Origin of the sequence: Niameybacter sp., assembly GCF_036655075.1 — a bacterium.
Lineage (GTDB): Bacteria > Bacillota > Clostridia > Lachnospirales > Cellulosilyticaceae > Holtiella.
On sequence record NZ_JAVVQU010000009.1, the window covers coordinates 1 to 25717 of the forward strand.

Annotated in this window: 23 protein-coding genes and 1 riboswitch; all 23 genes read left to right on the forward strand. The window is 36.3% G+C overall.

Annotated elements, in window-relative coordinates; genetic code table 11:
* The coding region (locus RRY75_RS04000) for a hypothetical protein (RefSeq protein ID WP_332715748.1) at nt 1-285 on the forward strand (285 nt) is incomplete at its 5' end.
* A gap of 57 nt (nt 286-342) precedes the next feature.
* Entirely contained in the window at nt 343-2157 is a 1815-nt protein-coding gene (locus RRY75_RS04005) for an ABC transporter ATP-binding protein (protein ID WP_332527504.1), read from the forward strand.
* Between the two features lies 1 nt (nt 2158).
* Entirely contained in the window at nt 2159-4027 is a 1869-nt protein-coding gene (locus RRY75_RS04010) for an ABC transporter ATP-binding protein (protein WP_332527505.1), read from the forward strand.
* Between the two features lie 186 nt (nt 4028-4213).
* A riboswitch (purine riboswitch) is annotated at nt 4214-4315 on the forward strand.
* Between the two features lie 22 nt (nt 4316-4337).
* Nucleotides 4338-5648, forward strand: coding sequence for a uracil-xanthine permease family protein (locus tag RRY75_RS04015; protein WP_332527506.1), 1311 nt, complete (start codon nt 4338-4340; stop codon nt 5646-5648).
* Between the two features lie 136 nt (nt 5649-5784).
* The gene (locus RRY75_RS04020; protein ID WP_332492709.1) at nt 5785-6084 is read left to right on the forward strand and encodes an HD domain-containing protein; all 300 of its coding nucleotides are present in this window, start codon (nt 5785-5787) and stop codon (nt 6082-6084) included.
* Entirely contained in the window at nt 6065-6733 is a 669-nt protein-coding gene (locus RRY75_RS04025) for an HD-GYP domain-containing protein (RefSeq protein WP_332527507.1), read from the forward strand. The genes RRY75_RS04020 and RRY75_RS04025 overlap by 20 nt, the downstream gene beginning before the upstream one ends.
* A gap of 63 nt (nt 6734-6796) precedes the next feature.
* Entirely contained in the window at nt 6797-7072 is a 276-nt protein-coding gene (locus tag RRY75_RS04030) for a LysO family transporter (protein ID WP_332527508.1), read from the forward strand.
* Complete coding sequence (locus RRY75_RS04035) at nt 7065-7664, forward strand: lysine exporter LysO family protein (RefSeq protein WP_332527509.1); 600 nt, start codon at nt 7065-7067, stop codon at nt 7662-7664. Before RRY75_RS04030 ends, RRY75_RS04035 begins: the two co-directional genes overlap by 8 nt.
* A 32-nt stretch (nt 7665-7696) precedes the next feature.
* The gene (locus RRY75_RS04040; protein WP_332492701.1) at nt 7697-8776 is read left to right on the forward strand and encodes an ethanolamine utilization protein EutH; all 1080 of its coding nucleotides are present in this window, start codon (nt 7697-7699) and stop codon (nt 8774-8776) included.
* A 316-nt stretch (nt 8777-9092) separates the two neighbouring features.
* The gene (locus RRY75_RS04045; protein WP_332492699.1) at nt 9093-9428 is read left to right on the forward strand and encodes a DUF4870 domain-containing protein; all 336 of its coding nucleotides are present in this window, start codon (nt 9093-9095) and stop codon (nt 9426-9428) included.
* 122 nt (nt 9429-9550) lie between these two features.
* The gene (locus tag RRY75_RS04050; RefSeq protein WP_332492697.1) at nt 9551-10552 is read left to right on the forward strand and encodes a tetratricopeptide repeat protein; all 1002 of its coding nucleotides are present in this window, start codon (nt 9551-9553) and stop codon (nt 10550-10552) included.
* A gap of 435 nt (nt 10553-10987) precedes the next feature.
* Nucleotides 10988-12595 carry a biosynthetic-type acetolactate synthase large subunit gene (ilvB, locus tag RRY75_RS04055; RefSeq protein WP_332492695.1) on the forward strand — a complete coding sequence of 536 codons (1608 nt, stop codon included), beginning with the start codon at nt 10988-10990 and terminating at the stop codon, nt 12593-12595.
* A gap of 13 nt (nt 12596-12608) precedes the next feature.
* Entirely contained in the window at nt 12609-13103 is a 495-nt protein-coding gene (ilvN, locus tag RRY75_RS04060) for an acetolactate synthase small subunit (RefSeq protein WP_332527510.1), read from the forward strand.
* Nucleotides 13104-13157: 54 nt separating this feature from the next.
* Entirely contained in the window at nt 13158-14159 is a 1002-nt protein-coding gene (ilvC, locus tag RRY75_RS04065; RefSeq protein ID WP_332492691.1) for a ketol-acid reductoisomerase, read from the forward strand.
* A 31-nt stretch (nt 14160-14190) separates the two neighbouring features.
* Complete coding sequence (locus RRY75_RS04070) at nt 14191-15717, forward strand: 2-isopropylmalate synthase (protein WP_332492689.1); 1527 nt, start codon at nt 14191-14193, stop codon at nt 15715-15717.
* Between the two features lie 146 nt (nt 15718-15863).
* Complete coding sequence (gene leuC / locus RRY75_RS04075; protein WP_332492687.1) at nt 15864-17123, forward strand: 3-isopropylmalate dehydratase large subunit; 1260 nt, start codon at nt 15864-15866, stop codon at nt 17121-17123.
* Nucleotides 17124-17134: 11 nt separating this feature from the next.
* The gene (gene leuD / locus RRY75_RS04080; protein WP_332492686.1) at nt 17135-17626 is read left to right on the forward strand and encodes a 3-isopropylmalate dehydratase small subunit; all 492 of its coding nucleotides are present in this window, start codon (nt 17135-17137) and stop codon (nt 17624-17626) included.
* Between the two features lie 10 nt (nt 17627-17636).
* Nucleotides 17637-18719 (forward strand): 3-isopropylmalate dehydrogenase, encoded by a 1083-nt coding sequence (gene leuB, locus RRY75_RS04085; protein WP_332715755.1) that lies wholly within the window; start codon nt 17637-17639, stop codon nt 18717-18719.
* 38 nt (nt 18720-18757) lie between these two features.
* Nucleotides 18758-19633 carry a branched-chain-amino-acid transaminase gene (gene ilvE, locus RRY75_RS04090; RefSeq protein WP_332492682.1) on the forward strand — a complete coding sequence of 292 codons (876 nt, stop codon included), beginning with the start codon at nt 18758-18760 and terminating at the stop codon, nt 19631-19633.
* 213 nt (nt 19634-19846) lie between these two features.
* The gene (ilvD, locus tag RRY75_RS04095; protein WP_332492680.1) at nt 19847-21508 is read left to right on the forward strand and encodes a dihydroxy-acid dehydratase; all 1662 of its coding nucleotides are present in this window, start codon (nt 19847-19849) and stop codon (nt 21506-21508) included.
* Between the two features lie 35 nt (nt 21509-21543).
* A complete protein-coding gene (gene ilvB / locus RRY75_RS04100; RefSeq protein ID WP_332715756.1) occupies nt 21544-23208 on the forward strand; it encodes a biosynthetic-type acetolactate synthase large subunit in 1665 nt (554 codons plus the stop codon).
* 372 nt (nt 23209-23580) lie between these two features.
* Nucleotides 23581-23847 (forward strand): hypothetical protein, encoded by a 267-nt coding sequence (locus tag RRY75_RS04105; RefSeq protein WP_332492676.1) that lies wholly within the window; start codon nt 23581-23583, stop codon nt 23845-23847.
* A 37-nt stretch (nt 23848-23884) separates the two neighbouring features.
* A complete protein-coding gene (locus tag RRY75_RS04110) occupies nt 23885-24946 on the forward strand; it encodes an ADP-ribosylglycohydrolase family protein (RefSeq protein WP_332492675.1) in 1062 nt (353 codons plus the stop codon).
* Nucleotides 24947-25717: the final 771 nt, after the last annotated feature.

The following is a 25717-nucleotide window of genomic DNA, read 5'->3' on the forward strand; positions in this document are numbered from 1 at the left end:
ATTTTATGTGTTAATGTAGATGATGAGATAGAGTATATAAAAAGAACAATCGCATATTTAGAAGCTATTATATCATCAAAGGTAATTGCATTAGTTGTATTTCCTATGGAAAATACTGCTAGATGGTCAGTTCTAAGTCATAGAAAAGATGAGATAGAAAGTCAGAGGCTAGAGAAAGAACGAGATAGAATTGCCAAAGAAATAAAATTAAAAACATATATATTAAATCAAGATAATGAAATAGAAAGATTAACTAATCATGTAGAAGAATTTTTTAGCCAATAAATGATATATTAATAAGTAGCTGTGGTGATAATAAAATAAAATTAAGAGGAGGAGACAATGGAAACAAAGAAAGATTTCTTGAAAAATTTATTTTATTTAATAAAAATCCTATGGCAGTATAATCATAGGATTTTTGTGTTATTTATGAGTATTGTAATCTTTTCAAGTATAGTACCATTAATTGAAATCTGGATTCCAAAGGTATTACTAGAAGGTATTATTAAAGATCGTGATATTAGAGAAATGATTATTCTTTTAAGTTTCTTAGCCTTTGGAGTATGGGGACTTAATATTTGGGTAGGATATTTACAAAAAGAATATAATCGTATGATTAGTGTGGCAAGAACAGATTGTTTTGGAGATCTCCTCATGAATAAAACCTATCAGATGCGATATTATCTTTTGGAAGATCCCAAGATACAACAATTATTTGAAAAGGCTAGAATGGTTTCATTTAGTGATAAAGAGGGAGTAGAAGGCATACTTCGAAATTTACAACTCATTCTAAGTAAGGGGCTGACTATTATAGGATTAGGGGTGATTATAGCACAATTAAGCCCCTTAATTGTTATACTGCTAGTAATAGGTGTAAGCAGTAATATTTGGATTCTTAATAAGGTAAAGAATAAAGAGTTACTTATGAGAGATGAAAATACAGCCTATGATCGTAAGTTGAATTATTATCAGGATAAAATGAGTGACTTTTCTTATGGAAAGGATATAAGACTTTATCAATTAACAGAGTGGATCAGTAATAAACATAAGGAAGCGGCTTCAGGTAGATTGGTAAACCAAAAGAAAATTAGCAATGCATACTTTAGTATAGATTTATTTAGAGGAATGTATATACTTGTTCAAGAAAGCCTAATATATAGCTTTTTAATTTATGAAGTAGTTATTAAAGGGATGGGAATAGACGATTTTTCACTATATTTTGGTGCTATTGCTAGTTTTTCGACAGTACTAATAGGAATAATTACTAGTGGAACAAGTATCATTCAATTTTCAAAGTGTATATCGGATATGAGGTTATTGATGGAAATGGAGAATGAACTAGGGGGAAAATATACAGATAAGATAAAGGGTGAAATTATATTTGATAAGGTAGAATTTAAATACCCAGGATGTGATAAGACCATTTATAAAGATTTCAATCTTTGTATTAAAGCAGGAGAAAAAGTTGCAATTGTTGGAAAGAATGGGGCTGGGAAAACGACACTTACCAAATTACTAGTAGGGCTACATAAATGTGATAGTGGAAGGATATTGATTGACGGTAAAGATACTAGAGAAATAGAAAGTAAGACATTATATAGCTTTTTCTCAGTTGTATTTCAACAAATTAATCAATATGCATTTTCTTTAAAAGAAAATATAGCATTTCAAGAACAAGGATCTATAGAAACAAATAAATTAAAGAATGTAATAGATGAATCTGGCTTAGTTAAGGTTGTAGAGGGGCTGCAGAATGGTATAGAAACTTCATTAAGAAAAGATTTTGATCCATCAGGAGTAGATCTTTCAGGAGGGCAAGCTCAAAAATTAGCACTAGCAAGAGCATTATATAAAGATGCACCTATTTTGATTTTAGATGAACCAACAGCAGCAATGGACGCATTAGCAGAGGCAAAACTTTATGAACAATTTAATCATCTTGTAGGAGATAAAACAGCAATTTATATTTCACATCGCCTGTCAAGTACACGCTTTTGTGACAAAGTAGTGTTGGTAGATGAGGGGCATGTAGTAGAATATGGGACACATAAAGAATTAATGGACTTAAGAGGAATTTATTGGGAGATGTTTAATGCACAGAGATATTATTATCAAGAAAAGATTGTAGAAGAAGAGATTGCAGTAGGGGAGGTGTAGTATGAAACCTAGAAATAAGTTAAATCAATTAGATGGAGTAAGAAATGCAATTAGATTATTTATTTTCTTAATGAAAACTGTACATAAAATCTCTCCTACATATTTAATTATGGTTATAGGTATTGCAGTTATACAAGCAATACTACCTTTTGTATTAGTTATTATGCCAGGCCTTATCATGAATGAATTAGTAGGTAATCAAAATCTGGATATATTAATAGGATATGTTGTATTGACTCTAATAGTAACATTTATATGTAGTATAATGACAGGATGGTTAGGAAAGTGTAAGAATCTAAGGGCGCTAGAAGTTCAATATCAATTAGACCTAAAGCTTGGGCAAAGTTTTATGAATACAGAGTATAAGAACCTTGAAAAGCCTGAAGTATTAGACTTGAGGGAAAAAGCCCAGGAAGCAAAAGTAAGGTCAGGTAGTATACATAATCTAATAGAAAATTGTTTCAGTATTTTAACAGGGATGGCTTCGTTAGTAGGATACGGAGTTATTCTAGCAAGTTTGATTGAATCAGATTATAGGGGGCAGTTAACAGGAATAAGTATTATAGATTTCATAACAACTAATAGTTTATTGGTGCTAGTTATTTTACTAGTTCTTAATGTAGCTAATGCCTATATTCAAGTAAGATCCAATCAATGTTTTCACAAATTTATTGAAGAAGCAGCACCTATTAATAGAGAATACAGATATTATAAAAACTTAGAGAAAGATTATAAGGTGGGGCAAGATATTCGTTTGCAGAATGGATATGATTTATTAAGGCTTAGAATGAATGAATATATTGTTTTTTCTCAAAAGTTTTTAAAAAAATTGATGAATGAAGAGTATAAGTATACTATAGGTAGTATATCACTTGTTCAAATACAAACATTCTTGGTATATTCAATGATTACGCTAAAGGTATTTGTGAAGAGTATTACAGTAGGAAGCTTTTATATGTATATTCAGTCTGTGACAAATTTGAATACATTAGTAAGAAATATCTTTGCTAATTTTACAAGTATTCGTAGGGCATTACAGTATTATAAGGCATATGAAGATATCTTAAAGCTTGGAGGTGAAGCAGGAAAAGGTGAACCTGTACCACCAATAAATAAAGGATATGAGTTGTGTTTTGAAAATGTTTGGTTTAGATATCCTGGTTCAGAAATATGGATTTTAAAAGATTTTTGTATAAATTTGAATAAGGGGGAGAAAATGGCTGTAATAGGTCTTAATGGTGCAGGGAAAAGCACATTAATTAAGCTAATTCTTAGGTTCTATCAACCTAATAAAGGAAGAATTTTATTGAATGGAAAAGATATAAGCTTATTAGATAAAACAGAGTATTATAAATTATTTTCGGTAGTGTTTCAGGATTTTAAATTATTTGCATGTAGTGTTGCGGAAAATATAGCATGTGATACACAATCTAACAAAGATGGTATTACTCAAGTTATAGATAAAGTAGGAATGAAAGAAGTATTAGGACAGTATAACGGGATAGAGACAGCCGTAACGAGATATTTTGAGAGTGATGGAATAGAATTTTCAGGAGGAGAAAGTCAAAAGCTTGCTATAGCAAGAGCAATTTGGCGTAATGCAGAAATTGTAATTATGGATGAACCAACAGCTGCGTTAGATCCGATTTCAGAATATGAAATCTATAATAAATTTAAAAAAATTATGAAAGGTAAGACGGCAATTATGGTTTCTCATAGGCTTTCAAGTTGTAGACTTTGTGACCATATAATTGTTATTGATGAGGGACGGGTAGTAGAAGAAGGAAAACATGAAGAGTTGGTAGAAAGGAAAGGAGTATACTATACACTGTGGAAAACTCAAAGTCAGCATTATGTGAGTTCAGTATAAGAATTTAGCGTATGGTACCATGTACATGACAATTTAGACACAATTTATAGAACCTAACAGATGCTAGAATCTGTTAGGTTCATTTTAATAATCAGAATGGGATGATATGAACAAAAGTCGAACGTTATATTTAAATATAATAAAATAGTTCACAAAAAGAAAAAAGTATGCTATATTATTATTAACTTATGTAAAACAATATTTAATCGTATAATTTTGGTGATAAGGACCGAAGGTTTCTACCTACTTGCCGTAAATGAGTAGACTACGAAATTTTCACCTTCCAAAAAATATTAGGAAGAGGGAAAATATGACAAAAGAGAGTATTTATGAACTAGATGGCAGAGTGCCACTTAAAAAAGCTATACCATTGGGGATGCAACATGTATTAGCGATGTTTGTAGGGAATGTTTCACCACTTATTATTGTATGTGGAATGCTTCAAATTCCAGCAGAACAAAAGGCGGCATTGATTCAAAATGCCATGTTTATCGCAGGGCTTATCACATTGATTCAACTGTATCCATTAGGACGTATTGGGGCAAAGCTTCCAATTGTTATGGGTACAAGTTCAGGGTTCTTGCCAACTGTACAAGCTGCGGCAGGGAGCTATAGCTATGGTGCAATTATGGGTGCATCTTTTACAGGTGCAATTATTGAAATGATACTTGGGTTCTTTATTAAGCCTCTTAAGAAATTCTTCCCGCCGGTTGTAACAGGTACAGTGGTTATCGCTATTGGATTCTCACTTATTCCTACAGGGGTAAAATTCTTAGCAGGTGGTATTGGTGCACAAGACTTTGGTGCACCTGAAAATCTTTTCTTAGGCTTCTTAGTTATGATTATTATCATAGGGCTTAAACAATTTACAAAAGGATTTACTAGTGTTTCTTCTATATTAATAGGGATTGTAGTAGGCTATATTGTAGCGATGTGTATGGGTAAAGTAGATTTTAGCGGAGTGACAAATGCAGCATGGTTTAGTATGCCACAGCCCTTCATGTTTCCGTTTGAATTTAAGTTAGAGGTTATTATTCCTATGTGTATTATGTACATAGCCACAGCAGTTGAAACGGTAGGTGACGTTTCTGGGATTACTATGGGTGGGCTTGACCGTGAACCGAGTGATCGTGAGCTTGCTGGTAGTGTTCTTGCAGATGGATTTGGTAGTGCGATTGCTTCTGTATTTGGTGTGCTTCCAAATACTTCATTTAGTCAAAATGTTGGTCTTGTAAGCATGACAAAAGTTGTAAACCGTTTTACGATTATGACAGGTGCTGTATTCTTAATCTTAGCTGGCTTCTTCCCCAAACTTGGGGCAGTTGTAGCGGCTACACCACAATCTGTACTTGGTGGGGCAACAGTTATCATGTTTGCCATGATTGCAGTAAGTGGTATGCAACTTGTATTCAAACAAGATATGAGTGGACGTAATGGTATGATTGTTGCCATTGCCTTAGGACTTGGACTTGGTTTAGGGGGAGTGCCAGATGCACTTCAATATTTACCGGCTTGGGCAAAACTTATCTTTGCACAAAGTGGTATTGTCGTAGCATTCTTGGTAGCGGCTACTTTGAACTTTGTTTTGCCAAAAGATGAGCAAGCAAATCAAGCAGAATAGACTAGAATAGGTAAACTTGCTAGGTTATTTAAAACCTAGTAAGTTTTTTTGTATAGATGGAATATTTTATTAACCACAAATAAATGATATACTAGTATCTATAAAATACTAGAAGTAGACTAGAGAGGAACTGAATATGGGGAAATATAATGTATCCATCTTCAATATTGCACATTCAGTGGGGAAGATAGCTGATTTAGTAGATACGCAATTGACTGGACATAATAAGCGAGTAGCTTATATTGCAGGTATCATTGCGAGGGAACTTAATATGACAGCCAAAGAGCAAGATGAGATTGTGCTAGCGGGACTTATTCATGATATAGGGGAACTATCTGGACAAGAACGGGCTGATTTATTAGAGTTTAAAGGATGCAATGGCAATATTCATGCGGAAAGAGGTTATAAGTGGTGTAATGTTGAGTGCCAAAAGTAAATATTATAAAAGTATAGAATTTACAACAGATATGATGATTCAATTAGGTTTATTCTGCTCTCGAATTATTGACTTTAGGTGTCACTTTACAGCTACCCATTCTAGTGGTATTGCAGCAGTAGCGAGTGAACTTGCAAGATTAAAAGGATATAATCACTATGATTGTACATTGATGCGCTTTGCTGGATATGTACATGATATAGGTAAGCTAGCCGTACCTATTGAAATTATAGAAAAACCGAGTAAACTTACAGATGAAGAATGTAGTCTTATGAAGATGCATACTTATTATACGCATCAAATTTTGAGTGATATAGAAGGGATGGATACTGTAAGAAAGTGGGCAGCCTATCATCATGAAAATATAAAAGGTACAGGGTATCCTTTTGGAATTCAAGGCAAAGAGATGTGCGAAGGGTGTAAAATTATGAAAGTAGCAGATATTTTTACAGCCTTGACAGAGGAAAGGCCATATAGGCCTTCTATGGATGAGCAAGAGGTGTTTGAAATTTTTGATAAAATTGATCAAGATGACGAGGAATTCAAATACTTGGTTAAATTGTTAAAAGATAATTATGAAGATTTAGTAGCCATGAGGGAAGTTGAACAGACAGATGCAATTTGTAGATATGAGATATTTATTGAATAAATGACAAAAGGCGTGAAGAGATTAAAGGCTTCACGCTTTAAATATGACTAGAGGAGAATGAGGATGATTATTTTATTAATTATGTGTGTAGGTGTAGCAATAGGTGCCTACATGTTTCCCGAAAAGTGGCAACAACATAATAGTAAAGTACAAGTTGGAAGTATTGTACTTTTGATTTTTTGTATGGGTGTAACACTAGGAAGCAATGATGCGATTATGGATAAATTATTGGGAATGGGTATTAAGGGATTACTTTTTGCTATTATTCCTATCATTATATCGGTTATAGCAGTATACATATTGACTCAGGTATTTATGAAGGAGAAAAAAGATGATTAAAGCAATTATGATGAGTTTGGTGTTAGGTATACTCTATGCGAGAACAGGATTAGAAGGCAGTCAAATAGAGTTTTTTAATGGACTTTCAGATATTACTTTAGCGGTTTTAATGTTTTCTGTAGGGATTAGTGTAGGTGGCAATAGACAAGTCTTTCATAAAATTAAAGAGCATCATGTGAAAATTTTGCTTATTCCAATAGGCATAGTTGGTGGGTCTATATTAGGTGGTGTTGTTTGTAGTAAACTGATGAATATGCCACTCAATGCAAGTGTAGCCATTACATCAGGACTTGGTTGGTATACCTTATCAGGGGTGCTTCTGACGGACTTAGCAGGTGCAGATATTGGGACAATAGCCTTTTTGGCGAACTTATTTAGAGAAATTCTATCTTTTATGTTGATTCCTGTTATTGCAAAGTATTGTAACCATTATACAGCTATAGCACCAGCCGCCGCTACCAGTGAAGACACAACCTTGCCTGTACTTATTAAGTATACTAGTGAGGAAGTGGTGGTAATGGCTGTCATTAACGGGGTTGTTTGTTCTATGATGGTACCTATATTAATCAACTTTTTCTATAATGTGTTATAAAGAAACTTAAGATATAAAGAGAGGTTCAACGTATGGTAACAAAGATATTATTTGTGATTATTGCAGGCTTTCTTCTAATAGGTGGTATAGATTATCTGCTAGGAAATAAGTTAAAGCTTGGTGGACAATTTAAAAAAGGAATAGAGACAGTGGGTGCACTAAGTTTAAATATGATAGGAATCTATATGTTAGCACCATTATTAGCAAGTGGGCTTATAGGGATGTTAGAACCTATAGCCAACCTACTAAACATAGATCCTTCTATTATTCCAACTACCTTTTTGGCTGTGGATATGGGCGGGTTGCAACTGGGGAGGCAATTGGCACATACATCACAAATGGCGAGCTTTTCAGGAATTCTATTAGCTTCTAATTTAGGGGCTACTTTAAGTTTTTCTATTCCGGTGGCATTAGGCATGGTAAAAAAAGAAGACTTGCCTTTTTTCTTGAAGGGGTTAGTGATTGCTATGATTACTTTACCAATAGGAAGCTTTGTAGGTGGATTGGTGCAAGGTGTTGAACTTAGCGTGCTCTTTGTAAATAGCATTCCTCTTTTGGTATTAAGTGGTGTGCTAGGGTTCTGTACACTCAAGTACACAGCGGGCGTTGTCAAATTTTTTGCTGGATTTAGTAAAGTGATTACGATGATTAGTATTTTAGGACTTATTGCAGTAGGGGTGGAAGTGGTGTTAGGTATAAGTTTTCTACCAAGTACGATGCCCCCATTAGGTGAAGCTGCAGAAGTGGTTGTCCGTATAGGTATATTTTTAGCAGGTGCTTATCCTATGCTTTATTGTTTGCAAAAAGGCCTTCAAAAGGTCACAAAGCCCTTAGCAATACAATTGGGGGTTAATGATACAACCATTGTGGGGATGATTGGTGCATTGGCAAGTAATCTTTTAACTTTTGGAGATTTGGAAGAGATGGACAAGAAGGGTAAAGTGATGGCAAGTGCCTTTAGTATAAGTGCAGGATTTATGCTAGGTGGGCAGCTGGCATTTGTAAGTGCAATGGAAGAGTCCATGATTTTGCCTTTTTTAACTTCTAAAATTGTAGCAGGCTTATTAAGCGTGGTGATTGTGTTAAGCGTGTACAACAAAATCAAGGATTGATGTAAAAAGGATATAATAAGTATAAAATGGCTTGAACTTGGAAACAATGATAAGGATTAAAATCAATGTTAAAGGAGTTTGAGCATGGCGAAAAACAAGAATAACAAAGACAAAGTAAATACAAAGAGTAAAAAGGTCAAAAACAACAACTTAGAAGTAGCTGAAGAAATTCAACCTAAGAAAAAATAAGAGAGTGAAATGCACAGGTTCCTTGAACTTGTGCATTTTTTTCGCTATAGTGAGAATATATATAAGTTTTATATGTTATCTAGATAGTGTATAATAAAAAGAATATAAAGTTAGGGGGAGATGAAACATGTCAACACAAAAAAACTTTAGTGAACAAGACATAGCGAGTAATAAGGGAATGGCAGCTTTGTCTTATTTGGGTATTTTATTTTTAGTGCCGTTACTTGCAGCAAAAGAATCGAGGTATGCTCAGTTCCATGCAAATCAAGGAATGGTATTTTTTATTGCATCAATCATTGTACCTGTTGTAGGAAATATTTTAGCGCTTATTCCTTTCATTGGATGGATTTTTTCGCTTGCAGTGTGGTTCCTAATTACAGCAGGTTTCATTATGGGGCTTGTTAATGCACTACAAGGGCAGGCAAAAGAGTTGCCACTCATTGGGCATATCCAACTGATTTAATAACAGTCTATATAAAAGCTTATGTGGTTGAGGCATAAGCTTTTTATTTTCTTTTTAGACATTTTTTTTAGAATATGATAAGCTAGTACTATGATACTTATGATGTAATAGGAGATTAGACAATGAAAATATTATTTGTGACAACGGACTGGATGAAGTACTACGTAGGAGAAGGAGATGAAGAAAAAGTGGTTCCACTTTGTGGGTACAACTTTCAAAATGTAAATGGGCTTTACTATGGTTATGGAGCAGGGTTAGAAAAGATTAATTTAGAAAAGCTAGAAGGCGTAAATGAAGAAACTATAGAGATAGAAGATGACCAGGTAAAAGATGTACTTGTTGTATGGTTAGCACCAAATCGTAAAGGTGAAACTTGTGTTATAGGGTGGTACAAAAATGCCACAGTATATAGTGATGCGATGACTGAACTTACCTTAGATAGTGAACAATTTGAGAAAACATATACCATTGTAGCAGCAAGTAAAGGATCAATCTTGCTACCGGTAGAAGAAAGAAGTTATGTGGTAGAAGGATTAGAAGCACCTCTTGCCTATCATATGGAAGAAGCTAAGCGCGCTGAGCTTTTAAGCTATATTCATAACTATGCAGGAGACTGTATGAATTTAGTCTTAAAAGAAAAAGAACTTACAGGTGTTCTTTCTATCAACATGGATTATGAACGCTATTTTTACAAAGCAGATGAGTTCTTAGCAAAAGATGCATACGCAAAAGCTATTCGATGCTTCAACAGAGCAATTCAAGAAGAACCTAATGAGACATTAGGGTATGAATGTAAAGCCAGTATTTTACTTAGCCTTAAAATGTATGATGAAGCTTTAGAACTTTATAAAAAAGTTGTAGCACTAGATGAAAGTAATGATTTAGCTTATTACTGTATTGGGCTTATTCTAGGACTTAAAGGGATGTATGATGATGCCCTCCCTTACTTTGACCAATATTTAGAACGTAGAAGTCAAGATTATCATGTAGTAGCAGAACGTGCATATATTTACTTTGTTCAAGGAAATAAGGCAAAAGCGGAAGAAGCTATAGAAATGGCTTACAAAAATGAAAGAGAAAATCCCGTTGTGACACAAATCTATAAACGTATTGTACAAAAATAATAAATAGATTAAAGCGTAGTTTGGAACGAAAAAATATTCCGAACTACGCTTTTTTTTTAGGTTTAACTAGAATTATGTAAAGTTATAGGAGTGGGTGTAAACAAAGATAACTATAAAAATAATGTTTTTAAGATTAAAATGAAATTTTTAATAGTAAATTAAATCATATAACAAATAAATTAAAAAAATTTGGAAATTAGTTATGTTAACTTTTAGAAATGAGAGTATAAATTATGAAAGAAAGTAACCTTTGTAATATATAACGAATATAAGAAAAATTAAAATTAAATAAAAGTATATTATTGACACTATAACAGACAATTGATACAATACTTATAAATTGAATTGTCAGATAAATGCAATGAAAGAGTTATGTCTCGTCCTTTGTTGGGTGAGATTTTTGTTTATACAAGTTCTATATAAGGAGGTTCAAAGATGAAATTATCAGATGTATTAGTAAGATGTTTAATGGAGGAGGACGTTGATACAGTATTCGGTTATCCAGGTGCGGCAGTCCTATCACTGTATGAATCTTTGCGCGCTTCTTGTATACACCATGTATTAGTAAGACAAGAACAAGCGGCAGTGCATTCGGCAAGTGGATATGCAAGAACAACGGGTAAAGTAGGCGTATGTATGGCAACATCAGGACCAGGTGCTACTAACTTGGTAACAGGTATTGCAACAGCTTATATGGATTCTATCCCTATTGTTATTTTTACAGGGCAAGTCAAATCCACACTTATAGGCAGAGATGTATTCCAAGAAGTAGATATTACAGGATGTACAGAACCGTTTATTAAGCACAGTTACCTTTTGCAAAATCCTAAAGATTTTCCACGTATTGTAAAAGAAGCTTTTTACATAGCAAGAACAGGTAGACCGGGACCTGTACTCATTGATATTCCTATGGATTTTCAAGATGCACAGATTGAGTTTAACTATCCTAAGAATGTAGATATTAGAGGTTACAAACCTACTATAAAAGGACATGTGGGACAGATTAAAAGAGCCAGTAAGCTTTTACAACACAGTAAAAAACCACTTATTTGTGTAGGGGGAGGTGTGATTCTTGCCCATGCAAAAGAGGAATTGCGTGAGTTAGTTCGAAAATCTAATATTCCGGTGGTACATACTTTAATGGGTACAGGCGTACTTGATACCCAATCGCCGTATAACTTAGGAATGATAGGTAGCCATGGTTATGCTCATGCAAACTGGGCTCTAAAAAATGCAGATACTATTCTTTTTGTAGGGGCACGCATTGCAGACCGTGCAGTGGCTCAGGTAGGTATTCTAGATGAGAATGCCAATATTATTCACATTGATGTAGACCCTGCGGAGATTGGAAAGATTACGTCAGCCAATATTCCAGTTGTGGGGGATGCAAAGGAAATCTTAAAGGTGATGAATGAAATGGTGGAAGCTGTTGATACGGATGAATGGAGCAAGACCATTTTGGCATGTAAAAAAGATCAAGTGGATGTGAACTATGAGAAAGGTGTAAACCCTAAAATGGTTATACGTACACTTTCTAACTTATTAGGAGAAGATGCAATTATTACGGCAGACGTTGGGCAAAACCAGTTTTGGACCATGCGCAATATGGAAATGAAAGGCCAAAGGCAAATGATTTGTTCCGGTGGACTTGGGACAATGGGTTACTCCATTCCTGCTTGTATAGGCGCTTGTATAGGGAGTAAGGAGAAAAAAGTTGTAGGTGTATTTGGAGATGGAAGTTTCCAAATGAGCTTCTTTGAACTAGGAACACTGATACAAGAGCAGGTCCATCCTATTTTAATTTTATTTAATAATAGTGGACTGGGGATGGTAAGAGAGATTCAGCGTAAATCTGAATTGAAAGAGTATGGTGTAGGCCTATCTAAAAATCCGGATTTTACAGCTATTGTGCGAGCCTATGGGATTCAGGCAAGAACCATATCGGATCCAAGTCAAGTGGAAGAGGCACTTCGTGAAGCGGTAGCAAGCCGTGAGCCTTATTTCTTTGAATTCATTGTTAATGATAAAGAAAGTACACTGTAGAGGAGGCGAAAGTATGGAAAAACACGTTATATCCGTACTCGTTGAGAACCATTCGGGAGTACTTAGTCGTATATCTGGGTTGTTCAGTAGACGAGGCTACAATATTGATAGTTTGTCAGTAGGGGAGACGGATAATCCTTCTATCTCTCGTATGACTATCGTGACAAAAGCAGATAAACAAATACAAGAACAAATCAAGAAACAGCTTAACAAGCTGGTAGAAGTGATTAAAATTGTAGAATTAGAAGAAAAGGATGCTGTTTACAGAGAATTGGCACTGGTTAAGGTTTGTGCCAATCAAAGTAACCGAGCAGAGATTATAGAAATTGCAAATATATTTAGGGCCCATATTGTAGATGTATCAAAAGAGATTTTGATATTAGAAGCAACAGGTGACCAAAGTAAAATCCATGCCTTAACAGAAATGCTCAGGCCTTATGGAATACGAGAAGTAATCCGTACAGGACTCACGGCACTTCAACGAGGCGAAAAAGAACTAAAAAACTAAGACTTCCTACAGAAGCCTTATAAATAAAACATATAGATTAGGGAGGATTTATTTATGGCAAAGTTATATTATCAAAAGGATTGTAATTTGAATTTATTAAAAGGTAAAAAAGTAGCGATTATTGGTTATGGTAGTCAAGGTCATGCACATGCACTTAATTTACATGAATCAGGTGTGGACGTTATTGTAGGTCTTTATGATGGAAGTCCTTCATGGGCTAAAGCCCAAAAAGCTGGTCTTATAGTCATGACGGCTGTAGAGGCTGCAAAAGCTGCAGACTTTATTATGATTCTAATCAATGATGAAAAACAAGCAAAACTTTATACAGAAAGTATTAAAGAAGGTCTTACAAAAGGTAAAACCCTTGCATTTGCACATGGCTTCAACATTCATTATGGACAAATCGTACCACCAAGTGACGTAAACGTTGTGATGATTGCGCCTAAAGGACCTGGTCATACAGTAAGAAGTCAATATGAAGAAGGTCGTGGTGTACCATGTCTTATTGCTGTATACCAAGATGCTACGGGTAATGCAAAAGACATTGCACTTGCTTATGCAGATGGTATTGGTGGTGCACGTGCAGGTATTCTTGAAACAACTTTCAAAGAAGAGACAGAGACAGACCTTTTTGGAGAACAAGCGGTGCTTTGCGGTGGTGTAACAGCACTTATGAAAGCTGGTTTTGAAACATTAGTAGAAGCAGGCTATCAACCAGAGAGTGCATATTTTGAATGTGTACATGAAATGAAACTTATTGTTGACCTTATTAACCAAGGTGGCTTTGAATATATGAGATATTCTATCTCTGATACAGCAGAATACGGTGACTACACAGTAGGGCCACGTATTATTACAGAAGATACCAAAAAAGAAATGAAGAAAGTACTTACAGAAATTCAAGATGGTACGTTTGCAAAAAACTGGATTTTGGAAAATCAAGCAAATCGTCCTTACTTCCGTTCAATCCGTCGTATCGAAGCGGAGCACCAAGTTGAAACAGTAGGAAAAGAACTTAGAAAAATGATGAGCTGGATTAAAGAAGACGATAAATAAGATGATAAATGAGTAAAGGAGGGCTTTTATTATGGCAAAAGCTATTAAAATTTTTGACACTACACTTAGAGACGGCGAACAATCACCAGGATGTAGTATGAACCTAAGCGAAAAACTGGAGATGGCACTACAACTAGAAAGACTAGGCGTGAATGTGATTGAAGCAGGTTTTGCAATTGCCTCACCTGGTGATTTCCAATCCGTAAGTCAAATTGCGAAAGTTGTTAAGAATACAACAGTAGCCAGCCTAGCAAGAGCTCTCGAAAAAGATATAGATGCAGCGGCACAGTCACTTAAAAATGCGGCTTACCCACGTATTCATACTTTTATTGCTACATCAGATATTCATATGCAATACAAACTTAAAAAATCTAAAGAGGAAGTCCTACAAACAGCGGTAGAGATGGTTAAGTACGCTAAAAAGTACTGTGGGGATGTAGAGTTCTCGGCAGAGGATGCTTCAAGAAGTAATCCAGCTTTCCTCTATCAAATTTTTGAAGCTGTTATTGAGGCTGGTGCTACGGTTATTAACGTTCCAGATACGGTAGGCTATACAAGTCCAGAAGAGTTTTATGCACTGATTCAAGGCATACGTCAAAATGTAGCCAATGTTGATAAAGTAGATATTTCTGTGCATTGTCATAATGACTTAGGCTTAGCAGTGGCTAACTCTCTTTCTGCTATTAAGGCAGGTGCAACACAAGTTGAATGTACTGTGAATGGTATAGGAGAACGTGCAGGTAATGCGGCACTTGAAGAGCTAGTGATGAATCTAGGCCTTCGAAAAGACCTTTATAATATAGGCACAGAAATTAATACAAAAGAAATTTATAAAACAAGTAAGCTACTTAGTAGTATTACAGGGGTTAAAGTACAACCAAACAAAGCAATCGTAGGGGAAAATGCTTTTGCACATGAATCTGGTATTCATCAACATGGTGTACTTGCGAACAAAGAGACTTATGAGATTATGACACCAGAGTCTATAGGCCTTACGGAGAATAAAATGGTACTGGGCAAACATTCTGGACGCCATGCCTTTGTAGACCGCATAGAGACTATGGGTTATATCCTAGAAGAAGATACGTTGAATAAAGCATTTGAGCAATTTAAGGCTTTAGCAGATAAGAAGAAAGTCGTATCGGATAAAGATATTGAAGCGCTGGTACGTCGTAAGACAATTGTGATTCCACAAACGTATACATTAGATCGCTTTGTAGTCAATTCGGGGAATACGATTACAGCAACCTCTTCTGTACGTCTTTACTGTAAGACAGGTGCGGTACTTGAAGATGTGATGTCTTCTTATGATGGACCGATTGATGCCTCTTTCAAAGCGATTGATAAGATGGTAGGTAAGAAGTTTACACTAGAAGACTTCGTTATCAATTCTGTTACAGGTGGTGCAGATGCACAAGGTGAGGTAACTCTTAAAATTAAGTGTAAGAATAAAACATATAATGGACATGGCGTGAGTATGGATATTGTAGAAGCAAGTATTTTAGCTTATATATCTGCCATTAACAATATGCTTTATGATTTAGAAAGTATGAAATAAAGAGTGAAAAGCTGAGAGTGCAGGGACTATGAAATTAGGCCTTGCACTTTATGCAATTTAGATATATTTCCATAATAAGGAAAATAAAGTATAAGGGTTATATCGGATAGTCATAAAAATTAGAACTTAAAAAGGAGGAACACAGTATGGGAATGACCATGACACAAAAAATTTTAGCAGCACATGCAGGGATTAGCCAAGTTGAAGTAGGACAATTAATAGAGGCTAATCTTGATCTGGTACTTGGAAATGACATTACAACGCCTGTAGCCATTAAGGAATTTGAGAAGATTGGTTTAGAACAAGTCTTTGACAAAGCTAAAGTGGCGATTGTACCAGACCATTTTACGCCTAACAAAGATATTAAAGCTGCAGAGCAATGTAAATGTGTAAGACACTTTGCGTATGATAAGGCTATCGAAAATTATTTTGAAGTGGGTGAGATGGGGATTGAGCATGCCCTGCTCCCTGAAAAGGGACTTGTGGTACCTGGTGATGTAGTCATTGGTGCAGATTCTCATACATGTACATATGGTGCACTTGGTGCATTCTCTACAGGAATCGGAAGTACAGATATGGCGGCTGGAATGGCTACAGGTAAGGCGTGGTTCAAAGTGCCAGCAGCCATTTTGTTTGTGTTATCAGGTGAGCCTACAAAGTTTGTATCAGGCAAAGATATCATTCTTCATATTATAGGAATGATTGGTGTAGATGGTGCCTTATATAAATCTATGGAATTTGTAGGAGAGGGGCTAAAATACTTATCTATGGACTCTAGACTTTCTATGGCAAATATGGCAATAGAAGCAGGGGCCAAAAATGGTATTTTTGAAGTGGATGATGTCACACTTGAGTATGTGAAGGAGCGTTCAATCAAACCTTATACCGTGTATAAAGCAGATGAGTATGCAGTATATGAGCAAGTGATAGAAATTGACTTAAGTACAATCAGACCAACAGTAGCCTTTCCACATTTACCTGAGAACACAAAAACTATAGATGTAGTAGGTAACATTGCCATTGACCAAGTGGTGATTGGCTCTTGTACCAATGGACGTATGGAAGACTTACGTATGGCAAGAGAGGTCATGAAAGGGAAAAAGGTGGCTCGTGGTGTGCGTGCGATTATTATTCCTGGAACTCAAAAGATTTATTTACAAGCGATTAAAGAAGGTATTATTCAAGATTTAGTAGAGGCAGGTTGTGTGGTGAGTACACCAACTTGTGGACCTTGCTTAGGTGGTCATATGGGGATATTGGCACAAGGTGAACGATGTGTAGCCACTACTAATCGTAACTTTGTAGGACGCATGGGACATGTAGAATCAGAAATCTATTTAGCAAGTCCAGCAGTAGCAGCAGCATCTGCTATTTGTGGTAAAATTGCAAATCCAGAAAGTTTATAGGAGGAATGAAGATGAAAGCATTAGGAAGAGTATTTAAATACGGAGACAACATTGATACAGACGTTATTATTCCGGCAAGATATCTCAACACTTCTGACCCTATAGAGCTTGCTAAGTTTTGTATGGAAGACATTGACCCAATGTTTAGTAAGAAGGTAGAAGTAGGCGATATGATTGTGGCAGATAAGAATTTTGGTTGTGGCTCTTCTCGTGAGCATGCCCCTATTGCAATCAAAGCTTCAGGTATATCTTGTGTAATTGCAAAGACTTTTGCCCGTATATTTTATAGAAATGCTATCAATATTGGGTTGCCTATTTTGGAATGCCCAGAGGCGGTAGACGGCATTAGCCAAGGGGATCAAGTAGAAGTGGATTTTAATACAGGAGTTATTCAAAATGTTACAACAGGGATGTGTTATAAAGCACAACCTTTCCCAGAGTTTATGCAACGCATTATTGCAGCCAATGGGCTTGTCAATTATGTGAAAGAAAATAGAAAGTAGGTGAGCTGAGATGAACTATCAGATTGTGACGTTACCAGGAGATGGCATCGGGCCTGAGATTGTACAAGGAGCTGTAAAAGTCTTAGAACAAGTTGGTAGTAAATTTAATCATACTTTTAATATAGACGAACAACTTATAGGGGGAGCAGGTATAGACCAAGCAGGTGCATCTTTGCCTCAACCTACAATAGATGCTTGCTTTAAAAGTGATGCAGTCTTATTAGGCGCAGTTGGCGGGCCTAAGTGGGATACCACTTCTAATGGTGACCGTCCAGAAAAGGGACTTCTTAAAATTCGTGAAACCCTTAAATTATTTGCCAACTTAAGGCCAGCTATTTTGTATAAACAACTGAAATCGGCCAGTCCTTTAAAAGAAGAAATCATAGGGGATAACTTAGATATTTTAATTGTCAGAGAGCTTACGAGTGGGATTTATTTTGGAAAGCACGAGCGTATCGTTATGGAAAATCCTAAAGCAACTTATGCAGAAGATGTAGAGTACTACAACGTAGAAGAAATTGAACGTATTTTGCGCGTTGGATTTGAAGCAGCTATGAAACGAAGTAAGAACGCTGTCATTGTAGATAAGGCAAATGTATTAGCAACCTCTAAGCTTTGGAGAGAAGTTACCCAAGAAGTGGCCAAGGACTTTCCGGAAGTGACATATAGCTTCATGTATGTAGATAATGCGGCGATGCAACTTGTAGTGAATCCGAGACAGTTTGATGTGATGATTACCAACAATATGTTTGGGGACATTTTGTCAGATGAGGCAAGTATGTTGACAGGGTCTATAGGGATGTTGGCATCAGCAAGCTTAGGAGAAGGCACTTTAGGCCTTTATGAGCCAAGTCATGGGAGTGCTCCAGATATAGCAGGTGAAAATAAAGCGAATCCCATAGCGACTATTTTGTCAGTGGCTATGATGTTACGCTATTCCTTGGGACTTGAAGGAGAAGCACTGGCTATAGAAAATGCAGTAGAAAGCGTCTTGGATGCAGGCTATAGAACTGCTGATATTATGAATACAGGGATGCAACTTGTAGGAACGAAAGAAATAGGTGACTTAATCTGTAAGGCACTTTGTGTATAAAAAGACATTGTAAAAAGTGAGATAGGGAGGTATGAGTAATGAGTAGAATCATATATTTAGATGGTCAATATGTGCCAGAGGAAGAAGCTAAAGTATCTGTATTTGATCATGGTGTACTTTACGGAGATGGCGTGTTTGAAGGGATTCGGGTGTACAATGGGCGCATTTTTAAATGTGAGGAACATATTGATAGACTATACAATGCGGCTAAAGCGATTATGTTAGACATAGCATTAGCAAAAGAAGAGATGACACAAGTACTCCTTGAAACGTGTAGAAAAAATGACATAAGAGATGGTTACGTACGTCTTGTTGTAACAAGAGGAAAAGGGGATTTAGGTCTTAATCCTAAAAGTTGTAAGGTGGCGACTGTATTTTGTATAGCAGGTTCTATTACACTTTATCCAGAGGAAATGTATACAAAGGGAATGCCTATTATCACGGCTGTACAAAGAAGAAATAAAGCAACGATTGTAGACCCACAAGTTAAATCGCTTAACTATTTAAATAACATTTTAGCTAAAATAGAGGCTAATCGTGCAGGTGTACCTGAAGCGTTAATGCTTAATCATGATGGGATTGTGGCAGAGTGTACAGGAGATAACATTTTTATTGTAAAGAATAATGTTATCTATACACCACCTATTCATGTAGGTATATTAGATGGGATTACACGAAGTACAGTTATTGAACTAGCTAAAAAGTTAGGTTATGCAGTAGAAGAGAAGGAATTTACTTTGTTTAATGTGTATAGTGCAGATGAATGCTTCTTAACAGGAACAGCAGCAGAAGCTATACCAGTAACAAGTGTAGATGAACGTGTTATTGGAAGTGGTGTAGCAGGGAAAGTCACAAAAGAAATTCTTGCTGCTTTCAAAGCTTATGCCAATGAAAATGGTACAGATATTTTCTAGCAGAAGATAGACAATAGAAAAGGTTCAATAGGGGTATAGCAAGAAGAAAAGATGCTATACCCCATCCTTGGCATAAGCCCTTAGCTAATAAGTACTAAATAGAGTATGTAATATAAGTAAACCTATCACTTGGAAGGCGAAAGATAGAGCCAAATAAAAGTGCTTGTAACGATTAGCGTAAAAATAAAATGAATAGATAGAAGGAGGTAACTTATGAGAAGTGATGTTGTTAAAAAAGGTGCAGACCGTGCACCACACCGTTCATTATTCAAAGGCATGGGATACATAGAGGAAGAGTTGAATCAACCTTTAATAGGCGTTGTAACAGCTAAAAGTGAAATTGTACCTGGGCATATGCATCTTGACCGTATTACAGAGGCGGTAAAAGCAGGGATTCGTATGGCAGGAGGAACACCTGTAGAAATTCCAGCAATTGGGGTGTGTGATGGCATTGCTATGGGGCATGAAGGGATGAAGTACTCACTTGTAACCCGTGAGCTTATTGCAGACTCTATTGAGTGTATGACCATGGCGCATGGATTTGATGGGCTTGTACTTGTACCAAACTGCGACAAGATTGTACCGGGGATGCTTATGGGAGCAGCACGTATGAATTTGCCAACAGTACTTGTGAGTGGTGGGCCTATGTTAGCAGGAACAGTAGGTGGCAAAAAGGTAAGTTTATCGCTTATCTTCGAAGCAGTAGGTGCTTTTAATTCAGGCAAGATTTCAGAAGAAGAATTATATGAATTTGAAGAGCATACATGCCCAGGTTGTGGGTCCTGTTCGGGGATGTTTACTGCAAATAGTATGAACTGTATGAGTGAAGTATTGGGGATTGCATTACCTGGAAATGGAAGTATTCCAGCCGTTTATGCAGAACGTGTCCGTTTAGCTAAGAAAACAGGATTGGCCATTATGAAAATGATAGAAAAGGATATTAAGATTTGTGATATCTTAAATGATAAAGCTTTTGAAAATTCATTAACAGTAGATATGGCATTAGGATGTAGTACAAATACAATGCTTCATCTTCCAGCTATTGCCCATGAAGCAGGGGTTAAGATTAATCTAGATATGGCCAATGATATTAGTAGTCGTACACCGAATCTTTGTAAGCTAGCACCAGCAGGTCCAAACCATATGGAAGACTTATACCAAGCGGGTGGTGTGGCAGCTGTTATGAAAGAACTTACTAAGAAAAGCTTGCTAGATGAAACACTCCTTACTGTAACAGGTGAAACGGTAGGCACAAACTTAAAAAAAGTAATCAACAAGGATGAAACAGTTATACGTCCGATAGAAAATCCTTATAGTGCAACCGGTGGAATTGCTGTGCTTCGTGGAAATTTAGCACCAGACTCTTGTGTGGTAAAACGTTCAGCTGTAGCTAAAGAAATGCTTCAGCATACAGGGCCTGCAAAAGTCTTTAATAGCGAAGAAGAAGCTAAAGCGGGTATTATGAATGGGGAGATTGAAAAAGGTGATGTAGTTGTCATTCGATATGAGGGACCAAAGGGTGGCCCAGGTATGAGAGAAATGCTTTCACCTACAGCAGTGCTTGTAGGCATGGGACTAGATAAAGATGTAGCCCTTATTACAGATGGACGCTTTTCAGGTGCTACCCGTGGGGCATGTATTGGTCATGTATCTCCAGAAGCTGCAGAAGGTGGAATGATTGCTCTTGTAGAAAAGGGTGACAAGATTCAAATAGATATGGAAGCATGCACATTAAATCTATTAGTAGATGAAGCAATTATTGAAGCAAGACGTGCTACTTGGATAAAACCTGAGCCTAAGGTCAAGCATGGTTACTTAGCACGCTATGCAAAACAAGTAACATCAGCCAATACAGGTGCAATATTTAAAGGATAAAAGAGGGTTAGACTAATTGTGATAGGAGGGGAAATATGGAGCTTAATGGTGCACAAATATTAATGGAATGTTTGTTAGAGCAAGGCGTTGACACCGTGTTTGGCTATCCAGGGGGGTCTGTACTTAACATTTATGACGAATTATATAAATATAGTGAGAGAATCCACCATATTTTAACTGCCCATGAGCAAGGTGCATCTCATGCTGCAGATGGATATGCAAGAGCAACAGGAAAAGTAGGTGTATGTTTAGCCACATCAGGTCCAGGGGCAACCAACCTTGTAACGGGGATTGCTACGGCTTATATGGATTCTGTGTCGATGGTGGCAATTACAGGAAATGTAGGCAGACCACTTCTTGGAAAGGATAGTTTTCAAGAGGTAGATATTACAGGGGTCACTATGCCTATTACTAAGCATAACTATATTGTTAAAGATGTCTGTAAGTTGGCACAGACAATTAGGGAGGCTTTTTATATTGCCCAATCAGGTAGGCCTGGGCCGGTATTGATTGATATCCCAAAAGATATTACAGCAGCAAAGTGTGACTATGTACCTGCTGCACCCAAGAAGGTATGTAGGCAAGTTTATACGATTAAACAAAAAGATTTAGACCAAGTTGTAAAGCTTATTAAAGCAAGTAAGAAGCCTATGATTTATAGTGGTGGTGGCATTATTGCAAGTGGTGCCGATACAGAGCTTTTGGAGTTTGCTGAAAAGATTCAAGCACCCGTTGCCACCTCTTTGATGGGAATCGGGGGATTCCCAGAAACCCACAGACTGTCTACTGGATTGATCGGAATGCATGGGAGCAAAGCATCCAATGTGGCAACTACCGAGTGTGATTTACTGCTTGCCATAGGTGCGCGGTTTAGTGATAGGGTAACAAGTAGTGTGAATACCTTCGCTTCTAATGCTACAATTATCCACATAGATGTAGATCCTGCTGAAATGAGTAAAAACATTAGTTGCTATACAAGTATTATAGGGGATGCAAAAGAAATTCTTACGAGTTTAAATGAACTACTATCGCAACAAGATCATACAGAGTGGCTAGATGATGTAAGCAGGTGGAAAGCGGAGTTTAAATTTGACTATCAAAGAGATGAGAAACTACGCCCTGAATTTATTATAGAAAATATCTATGAGCAAACTGAAGGCAAGGCCATCATAACAACAGAAGTGGGGCAACATCAAATGTGGGCAGCTCAGTTCTATAAATATACTAAGCCTAGAACCTATATTTCATCGGGGGGATTAGGAACAATGGGCTATGGTACAGGAGCAAGTATAGGGGCTCAGCTTGCAAAACCGGGTCAGCAAGTTGTACACATTGCAGGTGATGGATCTTTTAGAATGAACTGTAATGAACTAGCAACCATTTCGCACTATAATGTGCCTGTTATCATTGTCATACTGAATAACAGTGTGCTAGGTATGGTAAGACAATGGCAGACTATGTTTTACGAAGCTAGGTACTCAGAAACGGTGTTAGATAGAGGCCCTGATTTTGTGAAGTTAGCAGAAGCTTATTTCATAAAAGGGTATGATGCATATACGCAAGAAGCATTCCAAAAAGCATTTAAAGAAGCGTTAGCAAGTGATAAGCCAGTCCTTATTAACTGTCATATAGATGCAGATGAAAAAGTATTGCCTATGGTAGCACCAGGTGCACCTATTAACGATTTGATACTAGAATAAAGTTCTTTGGCATCAAGAAGTCCTATATACCTAGGCTAAAAGCGCTAGGTATATAGGACTTTTATTTGTTATAGCTAGTAAATAGTGATTTGGAAAGAGTTTCTGATCTACTAAGATAAAAGGTTTATTGCCAAGTCTAATAGCGGAATATATAGAGAAAAGGACATGAGATTTGTAAATAGAAAGAATAGGGCCTTGGAAAAAGCGGGGAAAAATATTAGAGTATGTAAAGGGATGATTTAGGAAAGGACATGGCATTGGTAAGAATATATAAAAAACATAATACAATACAGAAAGTATTATGTATAATATTGAAAAAAACGATTAAAGTTGTTAGAATAGTATTACCAAATAAAAATAGGGGGAATAGTAATGAGAAAGTCTAAGTTTGATGAGTTTGTAAATTCCTATGATAAAGAGACAAATGGACAATATGCTTATTATTATAGAAGTTTATGGGATGCTTGTGATTATGCAGATAGGTCTTACTTGAAACTTAAAGGTAGAAGTGTATGGGAAACTAAGGAATACACTAATTGGTTAAGGTATTTCGAAAACTATGTAAGTAATCATCAAGAGAATGATACATTTAGAAAAGATGTATGCGCTCAACTTGGACGATGGATGGAAGCAATATAGAAGCTACACTATGTGATAAATCTGGAGGTGCCACGCAATGAGAAGGAATAAAGATCAGTTTTATGGATGCTTAGTAGGTGGTGCAATAGGGGATGCGTTTGGTGCACCTGTTAAATTTATGAATTACGAGCAAATTCAAAAGGTTTATGGAGATGAATGCATTACAGATTTAATGGCTGTGGTAGAAGGGCCAAAGGCAACTATTACGGATGATACACAACTTACGCTATTTACAGCTGAGGGGCTACTTAGAAGTATTGTGCGTACCAAACAAAAAGGACTTATGCGTACCAATAAAGACACAGCAATGATTGTGTTTAGAGCTTATTTAAGATGGCTCTATACCCAAGGACTTTCTACACCTAATTGGAATAATAAATCCTATGATGGATGGCTTGTAAAAGTCAAAAAGCTATATGGTTATAAAGAACCTGGTATTACGTGCATTACTTCGCTTGGGAAAGGCGTCATGGGTACACTTGAAAGGCCTCTTAATAATAGTAAAAAGTGTGGAACAGTTATTCGTATTGCACCTGTAGGCTTAGTAGAATCAGAAGAAGATGTATTTGAAGTAGGTAGTAGAGTGGGGGTTATTACACATGGACATCCATCAGCTTACTTGGCTTCAGGGACTCTTGCAACTTTGATTTTCTATTTGGTTGAAGGTTTTAGCTTACAAGAAAGTATAGAAAAAGCCATAGATCAGTTAAAGCTGTATGAGCATCATGAATCCTGTCTAAAGTGCATAGAAAAAGCTATTGTACTTGCACAAAATGATAAATCCTCAAGAGAAAACTTACAAGCTTTTGGAGATGGATTTATGGCGGAAGATGCTTTGGGGATGGCGTTATACTGTAGTTTAAGTTCACCAGATAACTTTGAAGAAGCTTTAAAGCTTGCAATTAATCAAAATGGCAATAGCAATAGTGCAGCAGCTATTACAGGGCAAATATTAGGCACTTACTTAGGTATGGAAGCTATTAATCCAAAACTAATAGAAATCTTAGAAATTTGTAAAGAGGTTGAGCAAGTAGCAGAGGATTTATATGTGGGATATGAGGATACTGAAGAATGGCAAAAAAGATATCCTGGATGGTAGAGCATAAGTAGATAAAAGTTAAATGAGGACGTTACACAAGTGTGTAACGTCCTCATTTATGTGGTAAGTTCTAATGTTTAGAAGCGTCTTGAGTTTGTTATTAGAACGCATAATGACTTCACCTAAGTAAGACTTGGCGGTGGTATAAGTCATCCAATGTGTAGGAGATGGCTGCAATAGTGTATGTTATACTCGTGGGATGTCACGCAAACAAAGGAGTTCAAGAACAGTGTAATTAACAGTTTTTTAGGGGTAAGTAAGAGACAAGAGATATGGACAAAGGGGCTGTTATTAAGGGATGAGGAAGGTGTGGAAGGCATTAACCAAAGAACGGATAGAACACACAGTAAGAAAAATTTTGTTGAAAAAAGCGGAACAAAACTGACTTGTACTAGAATAAGATAGTATTAAGAAAAGCAAAAATTATTTTTGAAAGAATAAATTTAAAAGTAACCTTTTAGGTGAAATTGCATATAGTATTACTATACAGTGTAAGATGGTATAGTATCCCCCCTTGAACATCTTCCTTATTCTACAATAATGAGCCTAGCGTTTACAAAAACTGATTTAAACAAAAGAAGGCCCTACCATTTAAGGTGCCGCTTAAAGGTAGAAGTCACGAATAAGCCATTTATATCCTACGATATATCTGCTAAATGCTAGACTCATTTAATTATATAATAATTATAAATATGACATATATAATACACTCTATGTATATGCTTAAAGATATAAAGTTAGACTAAATTTTGATATTTTGACATGTAAAAA